Annotated in this window: 18 protein-coding genes; 10 read left to right on the forward strand and 8 right to left on the reverse strand. The window is 40.7% G+C overall.

Annotated features, from left to right (window positions below; translation table 11 throughout):
• The first annotated feature begins 58 nt into the window (after positions 1 to 58).
• Positions 59 to 232, forward strand: a complete 174-nt coding sequence (locus tag AC623_RS03530; protein WP_049660615.1) for a sporulation YhaL family protein — start codon at positions 59 to 61, stop codon at positions 230 to 232.
• A gap of 59 nt (positions 233 to 291) precedes the next feature.
• On the opposite strand, the gene AC623_RS03535 is transcribed toward AC623_RS03530, so the two are convergent.
• The 7 genes from AC623_RS03535 to AC623_RS03570 all read right to left on the reverse strand — a co-directional run bounded on the left by AC623_RS03535 (position 292) and on the right by AC623_RS03570 (position 4988).
• Positions 292 to 1185, reverse strand: coding sequence for a peptidylprolyl isomerase (locus AC623_RS03535; RefSeq protein WP_049660616.1), 894 nt, complete (start codon positions 1183 to 1185; stop codon positions 292 to 294).
• 197 nt (positions 1186 to 1382) lie between these two features.
• Entirely contained in the window at positions 1383 to 1568 is a 186-nt protein-coding gene (locus AC623_RS03540; RefSeq protein WP_041100212.1) for a hypothetical protein, read from the reverse strand.
• Between the two features lie 139 nt (positions 1569 to 1707).
• Positions 1708 to 2244 (reverse strand): DUF3267 domain-containing protein, encoded by a 537-nt coding sequence (locus AC623_RS03545; protein ID WP_049660619.1) that lies wholly within the window; start codon positions 2242 to 2244, stop codon positions 1708 to 1710.
• Between the two features lie 170 nt (positions 2245 to 2414).
• The gene (locus tag AC623_RS03550) at positions 2415 to 2984 is read right to left on the reverse strand and encodes an HTH-type transcriptional regulator Hpr (RefSeq protein WP_049660621.1); all 570 of its coding nucleotides are present in this window, start codon (positions 2982 to 2984) and stop codon (positions 2415 to 2417) included.
• Between the two features lie 150 nt (positions 2985 to 3134).
• Positions 3135 to 3494 (reverse strand): YtxH domain-containing protein, encoded by a 360-nt coding sequence (locus AC623_RS03555; protein WP_049660624.1) that lies wholly within the window; start codon positions 3492 to 3494, stop codon positions 3135 to 3137.
• 414 nt (positions 3495 to 3908) lie between these two features.
• Positions 3909 to 4427 (reverse strand): tryptophan transporter, encoded by a 519-nt coding sequence (locus AC623_RS03565; RefSeq protein ID WP_049660628.1) that lies wholly within the window; start codon positions 4425 to 4427, stop codon positions 3909 to 3911.
• Positions 4428 to 4568: 141 nt separating this feature from the next.
• The gene (locus tag AC623_RS03570) at positions 4569 to 4988 is read right to left on the reverse strand and encodes an HIT family protein (RefSeq protein ID WP_049660631.1); all 420 of its coding nucleotides are present in this window, start codon (positions 4986 to 4988) and stop codon (positions 4569 to 4571) included.
• Positions 4989 to 5141: 153 nt separating this feature from the next.
• Here AC623_RS03570 and AC623_RS03575 point away from each other — a divergent pair, with 153 nt between their 5' ends.
• Positions 5142 to 5879: an ABC transporter ATP-binding protein gene (locus AC623_RS03575; RefSeq protein ID WP_049660633.1), complete on the forward strand. Its 738-nt coding sequence runs from the start codon at positions 5142 to 5144 to the stop codon at positions 5877 to 5879.
• Positions 5876 to 7099 carry an ABC transporter permease gene (locus AC623_RS03580; protein ID WP_049660635.1) on the forward strand — a complete coding sequence of 408 codons (1224 nt, stop codon included), beginning with the start codon at positions 5876 to 5878 and terminating at the stop codon, positions 7097 to 7099. The genes AC623_RS03575 and AC623_RS03580 overlap by 4 nt, the downstream gene beginning before the upstream one ends.
• 101 nt (positions 7100 to 7200) lie before the next feature.
• Here AC623_RS03580 and AC623_RS03585 read toward each other — a convergent pair whose 3' ends face one another.
• The gene (locus AC623_RS03585) at positions 7201 to 7716 is read right to left on the reverse strand and encodes an antibiotic biosynthesis monooxygenase family protein (RefSeq protein WP_049660637.1); all 516 of its coding nucleotides are present in this window, start codon (positions 7714 to 7716) and stop codon (positions 7201 to 7203) included.
• Between the two features lie 299 nt (positions 7717 to 8015).
• Between AC623_RS03585 and hemE the strand changes: the two genes are divergently transcribed.
• From hemE to AC623_RS03615, 7 genes are all read left to right on the forward strand, one after another.
• Positions 8016 to 9056, forward strand: a complete 1041-nt coding sequence (gene hemE / locus AC623_RS03590; RefSeq protein ID WP_049660639.1) for a uroporphyrinogen decarboxylase — start codon at positions 8016 to 8018, stop codon at positions 9054 to 9056.
• A gap of 19 nt (positions 9057 to 9075) precedes the next feature.
• Positions 9076 to 10017 carry a ferrochelatase gene (gene hemH / locus AC623_RS03595; protein WP_049660640.1) on the forward strand — a complete coding sequence of 314 codons (942 nt, stop codon included), beginning with the start codon at positions 9076 to 9078 and terminating at the stop codon, positions 10015 to 10017.
• A 21-nt stretch (positions 10018 to 10038) separates the two neighbouring features.
• A complete protein-coding gene (hemY, locus tag AC623_RS03600) occupies positions 10039 to 11439 on the forward strand; it encodes a protoporphyrinogen oxidase (protein WP_049660642.1) in 1401 nt (466 codons plus the stop codon).
• Between the two features lie 133 nt (positions 11440 to 11572).
• Complete coding sequence (locus tag AC623_RS03605; protein ID WP_049660644.1) at positions 11573 to 11770, forward strand: hypothetical protein; 198 nt, start codon at positions 11573 to 11575, stop codon at positions 11768 to 11770.
• Positions 11763 to 12155: a hypothetical protein gene (locus AC623_RS03610; RefSeq protein WP_049666208.1), complete on the forward strand. Its 393-nt coding sequence runs from the start codon at positions 11763 to 11765 to the stop codon at positions 12153 to 12155. Before AC623_RS03605 ends, AC623_RS03610 begins: the two co-directional genes overlap by 8 nt.
• 42 nt (positions 12156 to 12197) lie before the next feature.
• The gene (locus AC623_RS21695; RefSeq protein WP_197090938.1) at positions 12198 to 12362 is read left to right on the forward strand and encodes a hypothetical protein; all 165 of its coding nucleotides are present in this window, start codon (positions 12198 to 12200) and stop codon (positions 12360 to 12362) included.
• Between the two features lie 212 nt (positions 12363 to 12574).
• On the forward strand, positions 12575 to 13147 hold the full coding sequence (locus AC623_RS03615) for a TetR/AcrR family transcriptional regulator (protein ID WP_049660645.1): 573 nt from the start codon (positions 12575 to 12577) through the stop codon (positions 13145 to 13147).
• Positions 13148 to 13197: the final 50 nt, after the last annotated feature.

Below are 13197 nucleotides of genomic sequence, written 5' to 3' on the forward strand. Positions count from 1 at the left end.
GTTTTTTTCTTTCTCCGAATACACTGTTTAACAAATGCGGATAAGAAAGGAGATTAGAATGACAATCCCATTATGGATTTATGCAGTAGTCGCAGGAATTTTTTTTAGCGCATTTATGACGATTAAAACATCAAGAGCGGAGAAGAAGATAGATGAGGAATTTATTGAGCAGGAAGGGCAGGTTTATATACAAAGGATGGAGAAAGAAAGAGAAATGAGAGCAAAGAGTTAAAAGGAAAGAGGCTGTTTGATAAGTGATCGCCACTTATCGGACAGCCTCTTTTAAGGTGTTTATTTTTCTTCTTTTTTACTCGAGTCAGATACGCCTTCGAAAGCACCTTTTAAGTCTTTGTCTTTGACTTCGACATCGGCCGCTTTCATTTCTTTATCTAACTTTTTCTGAATCGTTTCTGGATCTGCTTTAGATTTCTTCAGTTCTTCTGTCATTTCAGCTTTCATTTCTTTAAATGGTTTTTTCGCTTTTTTGTCTGTCACTTCAATAATGTGGTAACCATACTCTGACTTGATCGGCTTGCTGACTTCGCCTTTTTTCAACGTATCAAGGGCTTTTGAGAATTCTGGAACGAACTGTTGACGTCCTTGATTATCGACCCATCCAAGCTCACCGCCATTTTGTGCGGAGCCCGGGTCAGAAGAATATTCTTTAGCTAAGTCTGCGAATTTCTCGCCTTTTGCTAGCTTGTCCTCTACTTCCTTGGCTTTCTTTTCATCCTCGACTAGAATGTGACGCACTTTTACTGGGGCTTTCCAGTTATCGTAGTAGGCTTTTACTTCTTTATCTGTTACTTTTACATCAGCAAGGGCTGCTTTTTCTCGTAAAAGCTCCAGCTTTAAAAATTCTTTGAACCCTTTTTCGTCAAGGTTATATTGAGCTAAGAACGCTTCGTATTGCGAGCCTAGCTGTTCTTTCGCTTTTTTAAGCTCTTTGTTCACTTCTTTATCGGATACTTCGTATTTATCAGAAAGTACCTTTTTGTACATTACTTCCTGAAGCGCTTGCTCCATTTGTGGAGAGTATTTCTCCTTCATTGCATCGTACAGCTCTTGCTGTGTTACGTCGCCTGCTTTCGAAGTAGCAACCACATCATCATTTCCCCCGGCGCCGCATCCAGCCAGACCGACGGCCCCTGCGAGTAAAGAAGCAGACAGGATCCATTTTTTCATTTCTTAAACAACTCCCTGGTTTATCAGCCGGCTTTCATGCAGCAACGGCTTTTTCAATTTTTTGTACAGGTCATACTATATCATATTTTTATGAAGCAGCCAAAAAATTCAATTCAAAAAAGCGAGAATGTGCCAGTTGTTTAGATGGGTGAACTTATTAGATTTAAAAAAAGAAGCCAGCTTTTAAGCGGCTCCTTTTATGTAAAAAGAATTTCCACATAAGAGGAAATCAACAAAATCGTGATGTAGATATTAATCGTACGAAAAATTTTAGGGTGGCGTTCCTCCGGGATCTCTTTTTGAACGCAAAGAATATTGGTCATACGATTGATATTGTAGAGAATTAATGCTGAAAAAATAATAAATACGATAATAACGGAGATCACTCTATCCCCTCCCTTTTTGTTCAGATGTAATAAACATAACAAAAATTGTGTTAAAAAGATAGAAAAATAGCTAAAAGCAGAGAATGGAGTCTCTGCTTTACATCTCGAAAGTACTCATGAAAACAATGCAGCTCTTTTATTGCGGGATGAGAATTTCATATCCTCTGTCATGCTCCTCAATGACGGCATATTTTGGAGAAGCAGCCATTGCTTTTAAATAAAGCAGGTCAATGGCACACATACCCATATGGAAAGCAGTCAGCATCGTAAAGTAATGAATATAATGAGGAAACAACATTCCACAGATCAGCAAGGCTGGATTAATAGTAAAGAAAGGGAGCAGAAGGCTCACCATAAATGTTCTCTTAGGAACGGGCTGTTTTATATTAATCGAAATGATAGGCATACAAAAACAAGTCATTTTGCATCGGCATTTCATTTGCCGCCAGTAATGCAAAATTGGTAAAAGATGAACAAGCTTATGCAGCGGATAAATGGCCAATAAAGCTATCAGAAAAAAATGAAAGTAACCTGAATACAAAGTTTTTGAAAAGAGCGATTGCATGAGAGCAAAGCTGAAGGAAAAGAACAGCATTGTCAGCAAAAGAGAATAGATCAGGATCTTATTCGTGCCGTATCTCCTTTCAAAATCAAATGTACGCCAGCATTTCATTGGAATCATCCCTCCGTTTGACGTTAAGACGTCCTATTGCCTAACAACTTTACGATGTGCTCAAAGAAAAATCAAGCCATTTTTTATTAAAAATAAGTAAAGTTTGCGACAAGACAATCAAAAGGGATGCCAGAGAGAGAAAGGAAGCGCTTTTCCGTTGAAAAGGGCTATTAAACTTTTTGTTCGATCTTTTTCTTTCGCAATCTTCCATCTTCTTCATCAAGGTCTTCACCAATATTATGCATAGACTTCTCAAATATGTCGACAAAGTCTTCGCCATAAATGTTTTTTACGATGGCCATTACCTCAATAAGGTCAGGAAATTTACCAAATAGTTCACGTAATGGAGCGCTGCCTGTAAAGACAGAATTTGCGGCAGGATCAAAATTTTCCATTAGGTCCAGTAAAAGCTGTTCTCCCTGTTCAGTAATTTCTACATACGTGTTTCGCTTATCGGTTTCTTTTTTAGAAAATCTTAAGTAGCCTCTTTCTTCTAATTTTTTTGAAAAGTTAAAGGCAGTAGAAACGTGCATCACCCCAAATTTAGCAATATCAGAAATAGAAGCTCCTTTTAGGTGATAAGCAATCCATAGAATATGATGTTCATTAATATTTAAGTCATAAGGCTTGATCCAGCGCTGCCAATCTTTTTCTATTGCTTTCCATAACGCTTTGCTTAATTGAGCCATTCTTTGGCTAAAAATAAGCGCTTCTTTCATTGAATATTGATGATTTGTCATTTTTGCACCTTCTTTTCCGAATTCTTTCACTCCTAATGAATAGTAAGTTACAGAGTCTATTAATATTATTATGCCAATAAAGTAAAAAATAATAAAGACATAAATTAACTAAATTTTCGAAAAAAATGGAGAGCCTTGGACGGCTCTCCATTATTTTCGAGCAGGCAATGCCTTTTGCAAGTCTTCTACTGTTTTTTGGACTTCCACAACGTCCTGCTGCAATTTTTGAATATTCGGCTCTGTGCTTTCCTTCCAGATACCAGCGCTCACTTTTAAGCCGTCTGCTACTTCTCCAATGTTGTCCTTGCTAACGTCTTTTAAATGGATAACAGCTTGCTTTACTTGTTCCGCTTCTTTCTTGATTACTTGTGCATTGCTCTTTAAGGCTGATTGAGCTACTTTTACTTTTTGTCTTGCTTCTTGACCTGATAGGGGCGTGCTCAATAAAGTAGCGGCTGCCCCGACAGCTGTGCCGGTAAGCATACCGATTAATAATGATTTTGCGTTCATATTTTTCACCTCTCCTGATTAATGTTCTCGTTAAAAAACAAAATTCCTCTAATTCAATAGGGGACAGGTACATTGCCAGTTGGCAGATGCATAGTATGTAGAAAGACCCCGCTTTGTTATAGTTCCCTTAAGTAATCAAAAACAAACGATTGATTCTGGTTAAAGGAGTGGCATAGATGGAAGGCATCATCTTTGGACTATTTGCCCTGAGCTTTATCCTTTTGATCAGTATGATTCATCACATTCGATCGATATGGAGGCCGGGCATCTCTATGTCGAGACCTCTCTTAATCAAGAGGGCTCGTATTCTTGGAATTGCAGGGGGCTTTGTTTTACTTATTGCCGTACTGTTGCTGTATAGGTAGAAATATACCAAAAAGACTCCTTTGTTTAAAAGGAGTCTTTTTGGACTGTTTACACTTGTTCAGCTAGACTAGAACGTTTTAGCACGGATTGTACGATTGGATAGATCACGAGCATGACAACGGCGTTTACAACCGAAGCAGGCAGCACAATCGTAACAAACAAAGCAGCAAACGGTCCTGGAAGGCCTACGATAACAAGGGCAGAGCCTAGGAAGACAACCCCAGAAACAATGGTGCCAACAGCCGTTAACACAGCTGCTCCGATAGCATTTTTGCTATATTTAGCAAATAGAATGAACAAACCATAGAAAACAAAAGCAGTAACTGGTTTATCAATCATATTAGGAATCAGTCCGCCTGGAAAAGATGTTGTTAGACCAGAAATCATTCCAGTTACAAGTCCGGCAAGCAGCACACTTTTCACGTTCGGGAACAGCAAAATTCCTAAAAACATCATCGTCAGCATCATGTCGGGCTTCATTCCAAGAAACAATCCTGGCATAACAGTGTGTAAAACAGCCCCTATACCTATTAATAGTGATAGGGTAACTAAAGATTTTGTATTCACTTCTCATCTCTCCTCTTCTCATCTCTTCTCGAGTTGACTTTTCCTGACGTGCGCTCATCGCCGCCAGCGAAAAGATAGAATAAGTATATCATATGAAATAGTACTAAGGAAGCTGAATATTCAGTCAACCATCAGTCCTTTTTAAAGATGAGCGGCAATTTCTTTTGCAATTTGCTGCAGATCTTCTCCTGTATATTTACTGTCATGTGTTTCAAAAACAGGATGGAAGCCGTCTTGACGTCCGTAGCGTGGAATAAGATGAATATGATAGTGGAATACAGTTTGTCCGGCTGTTTCACCATTATTGTTTAAAATATTTAATCCGTCAGGGTTATAGGCTGCTTTCAGTGCTTGGGCGATAATAGGCACCCGTTGGAATAAGCGGCTTGCTTCTTCCGGGGAAAACTCAAAAATATCTTTTTTGTGGGTCTTTGGGATGAGCAAAGTATGGCCTTTCGTTACCTGGCTAATATCGAGAAAAGCGTACACTTCTTCGTCTTCATACACTTTGGCAGAAGGGATCTCTCCATTAATGATTTTACAAAAAATACAGTCGCTCATTTTTTTCATCCTTCCTATGTATAATTGTCAAAATTTTATCATAAAAGCGATCTTTATTAAATAGACAAGTATAGAGAGGGGTTTCTTAACAATGAGATTCTACGAATATTTTGTTAAAATACATGTATGACTTTATGAGAAAGGGCGTTTTTTATGTCTTTATTAACGGTAGAGGGACTGGTTGGCGGTTATACCCGCAAACCGGTATTAAATGATATTTCCTTTTCGATTGGCAAGGAAAGCATTGTTGGTTTAATTGGCTTAAATGGAGCAGGAAAGAGTACAACGATCAAACATATTATCGGATTGATGGAACCGAAAAAAGGGAAGATTTCCATTAATGGCATCACGTTGCAGGATAGCCCGGAAAAATATCGGCGCCAATTCTCTTATATCCCGGAAACCCCTATTTTATATGAAGAACTAACATTAGAAGAACATATGAAATTAACGGCGATGGCGTATGGGTTAACGGAGGATGAGTATAGCCGGCGTATTGGCCCATTATTAAAAGAATTTCGTCTCGATTCAAAAATGAACTGGTTCCCGGCTCATTTTTCAAAAGGCATGAAGCAGAAGGTGATGATCATGAGTGCCTTTCTAACAGAACCTTCGCTATATATTATCGACGAACCGTTTCTCGGTCTTGATCCGCTCGGTATCCAGTCTTTGCTTGAATGGATGAAGACGACGCGCGACAACGGGGCAGGTATTCTCATGTCAACCCATATACTGGCGACGGCGGAAAAATATTGTGATTCCTTTATTATTTTACATAATGGTGAAATTCGGGCGAAGGGAACCATTGCGGAGCTTAGAGAACAATTTCAAATGCCGGGTTCTTCTCTTGATGATATTTATATTCAATTGACGAAGGAAGAAGAGCGATGAAACAAGTAGAGGAGTTATGGAAATCACGAATAACGGCTTATTATGCAGAACTGCGCAAGTACTTGCGCTATATGCTGAATGACCATTTGCTATTTGTTTTAGTGTTTGGGCTCGGCGCAGCGTTATATTACTACAGCGGCTGGATCAAAACACTAGATGAGACATTCCCAGCGCCGCTTGTCATGGCTGTTTTGTTGGGCGCTTTGCTTTCCTGGAGTCCTGTATATACATTTTTAATGAGGGCAGATACAGTGTTTCTACTCCCGCTCGAAGAGAAAATGGCTCCTTATTTTCGTAAAGCTGTCTGGACAAGCTTCCTTTCTCAAAGTTACTTACTAATCGCTGCGCTTGCTGTATTTATGCCCTTATATACACAAGTAAAAGGCGGTTCGATGAAGATCTTTTTCTTTTGGCTGCTTTTGGCCGCTATTATGAAAGTTTGGAACTTACATGTTCGCTGGCACGTGCTTAAGATACAAGAAAAAGAGAGCAGACAAATTGATTGGGGCATCCGATTAGCGTTGAACGTTTTGCTTCTTTATTTCATATTTTCAGGAGCATCGAGTCTCTTTGCGGTCGCTATAGCCGTTGTTATGGTTGCCTATTATATGTATTTTCGTAACACAGCAAGAAAGATGGCACTGAAATGGGAAACGCTCGTTGAGTTAGAGGAAAAGCGGATGGCTGCTTTCTACCGCCTAGCTAACTTGTTTACCGATGTGCCTCATTTACGAGGGACTGTAAAGCGGCGAAAATGGCTGGACAAGCTGCTAGGCAAAGCTTCCTTTCAGCCGGCTGAAACATACACATACTTATTTCGGCGCACCTTTTTCCGAATGAATGAATTTTTTGGACTATACATTCGGCTTACCATCATTGCGGCCCTGATTATTGGTTTTAGCAGCCAGCCGATCTTGCAGCTCATTATCGCTTTATTGTTCATCTATTTAACCGGATTCCAGCTATTGCCGATGATTCGCCTGCATGAGACGAAGATATGGGTATCTTTATATCCTGTAGCCGCTGAACGAAAAAGTGCTTCATTGCTTCGTTTGATCAATCAGCTGCTTTTGCTGCAGGCCGTTGTATTTAGCTTGGCGGCATGGGCAGGCCATTCAATAAGTCAAGCGGGCATTGTGCTGGCAGCTGGGGTTGTGTTTGCTCTGTTTTTTGCTAAAATGTATGCACCAGTGCGGCTTGATAAAATCGTTCGATTATAGAGCCAGCAACAAAGCTGCGAAAGCAGTTCGCTAAAAAAGACAGCCTGAAGTCGGTTTACACCGATTTTAGGCTGTCTTTTTGTTATCATCATGAGGCACCATTAATCATTCTCACTAGGAACTGCATAAGTTGTCACATAAGAAGGACTAGAGAAAATATGCGGTTGTTGATTGACACCTGCTTCTGGCTTTTTCGTTTCATGGGCTTGTTTGAACTCTTTAGAGTCCTTCCAGTTTGTGAATGATTCCCGGTCTTGCCACTGTGTTAAGATGACATACGTGTCTGAGTTAAGCGGTCGAAGTACACGGATCGCTATAAATCCCGGTGTGTTTTCGATCGCTCGGGCTCGACCCTTGAAACGGTACTCGAAAATAGGGCGTCCTTCATCTGTCACAGGGATGTTATTGCACACAACGAAGCCGTGATCAGCTAATTCCCCAGAGGTGTCAATTACCTCGTATTTACGCGGAGATTGAAAAATACTCTTCTTATTATTCGTTTCGTGTAGAAGGGCAGCCCCCTCTGCATTTTCCATTAAAATAATTTTTTCAGATGCATGTTTCTCTTGGAGAGTCTTCATGAAGTTATATGTACCCGTCGTAATAAAAATATACATGTCTCCACCTCATTCACTAATAGTTATTGTCTCTATAATATATTACTTTACACTTAGATGCTGCTCTCTAAACTACTATACGAGCAGAAGAAAGGGCAGGAAGTCTCTTGAAAGAGGAGAAATAGCTGTTTTCTTTGGAGAATTTATGACATTTAAGAGTCCATGCTATACTTTTCTTCGTAAAAGAACTATAGTGTAAACGTATAAATAGATAGGATTCGTCGCTTATCTCCGTTTACGGACTGAATATAAAGTGATAGATCGATTTTTATAAGATGAAAGGTGGATGTGCAGCAGCTATGAGACAAATTAATGAAACATTTTTAAAAGCGGCAAAAGGGGAAAGGACAGAATATACACCAGTTTGGTATATGCGGCAAGCAGGCCGTTCTCAGCCAGAATATCGTAAATTAAAAGAAAAATATTCCCTCTTCGAAATTACCCACCAACCTGAATTGTGTGCTTATGTCACCAAGCTTCCGGTCGATCAATATAACGTTGATGCAGCCATTCTTTATAAAGACATTATGTCACCGCTTCCTTCTATAGGAGTAGATGTCGATATTAAATCAGGCATTGGACCCGTCATTGATAATCCAATCCGCTCTTTAGCTGACGTAGAAAAGCTAGGAGAAATTGATCCAGAAAATGATGTTCCATATGTACTGGATACGATTCGTTTGTTAACGAAGGAACAGCTTGATGTTCCGCTTATCGGCTTTGCCGGTGCGCCTTTTACACTTGCCAGTTACATGATTGAAGGCGGCCCTTCTAAAAACTACAACAAAACAAAAGCTTTTATGTATGCGGAACCAAAAGCATGGCAAGCACTGATGAATAAGCTAGCAGAAATGACTGTAACGTATGTGCGTGCACAAGTTAAAGCGGGAGCTCGTGCTGTCCAAATTTTTGATTCATGGGTAGGCGCTTTAAACGTATCTGATTACCGTCTATTTATTAAACCGGTAATGGAGCGGATTTTCAGTGAGCTTCGCGAAGAGAATGTTCCATTAATTATGTTTGGCGTTGGCGCCAGCCATTTAGCTAAAGAATGGCATGATCTTCCGCTTGACGTTGTGGGCCTAGATTGGCGTTTATCGATTAAAGAAGCTAGAGCGATGGGAATTACGAAAACAGTACAAGGAAATCTTGATCCTGCCATTTTGCTTGCTCCTTGGGAAGTAATCGAAGAAAGAGCGCGTGCTATTTTAGATGAAGGTCTTGCTGAACCAGGACACATCTTTAATTTGGGGCATGGTGTATTCCCAGATGTAAATCCGGACACATTAAAACGCCTGACAAGTTTTGTACATGAATACAGTGCGGCAAAGAGAAAATAAGGCAACAGAGGTGAGAGACATGACGAAGAAAAAAATGGGCTTATTAGTCATGGCATACGGGACGCCATATAAGGAAGAAGATATTGAACGCTATTACACACATATCCGCCGGGGCAGAAAGCCGACGCCTGAAATGCTTGAAGACTTACGTTCTCGCTACGAAGCAATTGGCGGCATTTCACCGCTCGCTTCAATTACGAGGGAGCAGGGAGAGAAGCTAGAGGAATATTTAAATGCAGCACAGAATGAGGTTGAATTTAAACTGTATATCGGCTTAAAGCACATTGAGCCGTTCATTGAAGACGCTGTTCAGCAAATGAAAGCGGATGGTATTGAGGAAGCGGTCTCGCTTGTGCTCGCTCCTCATTTCTCAACGTTTAGCGTAAAGTCGTATAATGGCCGAGCTAAAGAAGAAGCAGAAAAAATTGGAGGACCTCTCATTACATCTATTGAGAGCTGGTACGAAGAGCCAAAATTTATTAATTATTGGGCGGAAAAGATTAAAGAAACGGTTGCTCAGATGTCTTCGGAAGAGCGCAAGAATTTCGTAATGATTGTTTCTGCACATAGTCTTCCAGAGAAAATTACCACAATGGGAGATCCGTATCCAAAGCAGTTAGAGGAGACAGCTAAGCTCATTGCTGAAGCGGCAGGCATTGCAAATGTAGAGGTTGGCTGGCAAAGTGCAGGAAATACTCCTGAGCCGTGGATTGGCCCGGATGTGCAAGACTTGACACGCGATTTGTTCGAACAAAAAGGCTATCAAGCTTTTCTTTATGTACCAGCAGGGTTTGTGGCTGATCACTTAGAGGTTCTATATGACAATGATTACGAATGCAAAGTAGTGACGGATGAAATTGGTGCAGGATATTACCGTCCACCTATGCCTAATGCTCGTCCAGAGTTCATTGAGGCTCTCGGTGAAGTAGTTCTGAAACATTTAGCAGCAAACACAAAATGATAAAAAGAAGGCGATGAAACTGTGCTAGGCGAAAAAAAGAGGGTTGTTGTCGTAGGGGGCGGAATTACAGGTTTAACCGCGGCTTACTACTTGCAGAAGGCTGCTAAGACCAGCAAGCTTCCATTAGCTGTCACATTAATTGAAGCAACACCTCGCCTAGGCGGCAAAATACGAACGGTAAAGAAGAATGGCTTCATTATTGAGAAAGGCCCAGACTCCTTTCTCGCAAGAAAAGAAAGCGCCATCCGGCTAGCAAAAGAGGTAGGATTGGGCGATCAATTAGTAAACAGTAAGGAAGGCCGTCCATGCGTATTGGTGAATGGCAAGCTTCACCCGATACCTGAAGGGTCTATCGTCGGAGTTCCGACAAAAATAACGCCTTTTCTGACAACGAACCTTTTTTCTGTTGCAGGAAAGGTAAGGGCAGGCGCAGACTTTTTTCTGCCAAAAATGGAGTTGAAGAATGATATTTCGCTCGGCGGATTTTTTAGGCGCCGCCTCGGCGACGAAGTGGTCGAGCACTTGATCGAGCCGCTTTTGTCTCGTGTATACGCGGGTGATATTGATAAACTTAGCTTAATGGCGACGCTTCCGCAGCTTTATAAAGTAGGACAAGAGCATCGCAGCTTAATATTAGGAGCAAAACAGATAGCCGCTGCACTTGCTAATGAATCAGGCGGTTTTCTAACACTGAAAGCAGGGTTAGAAGAATTGGTGGAAGGAATCGAAGAACGGCTTGAAGGCGGTTCGGTTTTAAAAGGTATACGTGTAAAGAGGATTGACAAACGAGAAGGCGAGAAGTTTGTCCTGTCGCTAAATGATGGCGGAAACATCATCGCTGATGGAGTTGTTTTGGCGACTTCACACCTTACACTGCCTTTTATCATGCCGCAATACGGTTTTTTTGATTCTTTAAAAGAGATGCCATCCATGTCCATTGCTACGGTGGCGATGGCTTTTCCAAAAGAAGTTGTTTCGCGGCACATAGACGGAACAGGATTTGTCGTCTCACGAAACAATGATGTCACGATTACAGCCTGTACATGGGTGAATAAGAGGTGGCCGCATGCCGTACCTGAAGGAAAAGCATTGCTGCGCTGTTACGTCGGCCGTGCTGGTGATGAAGCCATTGTTGATTTGTCAGACGCTGAAATTGAACAGATTGTCATAGATGATCTGAAAAAGATCATTTCCCTATCGTCCAAGCCGGATTTTACAGTAGTAAGCCGCTGGAAACATGCAATTCCGCAATATACGATTGGTCATAAAGAACGCCTGGACACGATTGAAGAGCAGATACGAGAGAACCTGCCGGGGCTTTTTATTGCCGGCAGCTCCTTCAGAGGGCTCAGCATTCCAGATTGTATAGAACAGGGAGAAGCAGCAGCACAGCAAGCGGCAGCGTTTATTTCAAAATTATAAAGAAAAGAGACGATTCTAGAGAGCATCTGCTTTTAGAAGCCGTCTCTTTTTTGTAGTTGTTTCAATAACTTTTTCGTATGACTTTTCTTCAAAGGGAACAATAGAAATACTAAATCATAAAGGAGGTTCCCACATGGAGAGAGATAAATTAGATATGAAGGGTGAAACGACAAATTTACACATAAAAAGAGAAGCCAACGACCAAGTATTAGAAATTAGCTCAACTGGATATGGACTTGAATCCGTTTCAAGAAGAGAAGCAGCGGAAGACAAAAACGAAATGACTTCCCCTATGAAGGAGCAGCCTTTTGTTGAAAACAAGCATGAATGAAAAGGAGAAGCACAAGATTGTGGAAGTGATCGATCCCGTTTTGAAAGAACGTATTCATAAAGAAGTAGACGGTCTAAAGTTTACGAAAAACTTCCGTTCGGCTACGGCAGAGGAGTGGTATATTTTTTTGCCAGGATTTGCGGCTGGACCAGCGGGCAGCGCAGCAGGGAAAGCGCTAATCCATTATAATCTTTACGGCAATCGGGATATATTTATTCATACGACGATTATCTTTGATGATCGGGCAATGGGAGAACCAAAGCTTTATAGGTTGGTTTATGCGATTGCGGATGAAATAGTCAACCGGCTTGTTGGTTACGCGGATACATTGCTTTCTGTCCATGCTGGAGAGAATTCCTATGAAGCGGAATATCGATCACCTTAATAGAAGAAATGAAGCCATTATAAAGTAAAGGAGGGGAACAATATGGGAAAGTGGAATGAACAAGCAGCTCCTAATAACAATATGGATGCGTCTGAAATAAAAAGGGCATTCAGGAAAAATCAGCAGGAGCATGTGGAGTTTTCAGAGGAATTAGCAGACGGAGGAGAAAGAAATAAAAGCTTTGAAGAACAGAAAGATAAATTGTAAGCTGATAGAGGCCAACTATTTCACTATAGTCCATAATGGTTAAGTAAAAGCGATGTTCAAAATAATTTTACTTATCCTTTTAAATTCTGTACACGACTGTACAGAATTTTTTCTTGCTTTCGTTTAAAGCCCTTGCTATCTTTAAGTGTTTGCAGTATGATGTTTATATGAATTGACCGGATTGTTCATTTGGTCAGAATGGGAGGCAGGGAATGGCAGTTGACCGAAAAAAACAAATTGTTGAAGCGGCTACCAAATCCTTTTCACTCTTTGGCTACAAAGCGACAACGATGGACCAAGTAGCTAAGCTTGCCAATGTCGGCAAAGGGACGATTTATACGTTCTTTAAAAACAAGGAAGAATTGTTTGATGAAATCGTTCAGACGCTTATTATTGAGATGAGAGAAGCGGCAGAAAAAGCGATCGATCCTTCCAAGACATTCCATGAAAATGTTCATAGAGCTCTTTTTCAAATTCTTCAATTCAGAAAAAAGCATCAGCTAACGATCAAGCTGTTTCAAGAAGGAAAAGAGATGGGAACCCCTGCTGTTCTCGAAGTAATGAATATGATGGAGGAAGCGGTTCTTTCTTTTATTAAGGAAAAGATCCTGTTAGCTGTTGAAGCAGGCGAAATTAAGCCATGCGATCCCGAGGTCACAGCATTTGTTATGTTTAGACTCTATATTTCTTTGATTTTTGATTGGGAGCAGAGAAAAGAACCATTAAGTGAAGAGGATATTTCCCGATTGTTTGAGCTGTATTTATTTGAAGGGTTATCCATTTAAGGAGAATCCTTTTCTTTTACACTAGATTGACCAAATGAATAAAATGGTCA

It is taken from the genome of Bacillus sp. FJAT-27231 (genome assembly GCF_001183975.1).
GTDB classification, from domain to species: Bacteria; Bacillota; Bacilli; order Bacillales; family Domibacillaceae; genus Pseudobacillus; species Pseudobacillus wudalianchiensis.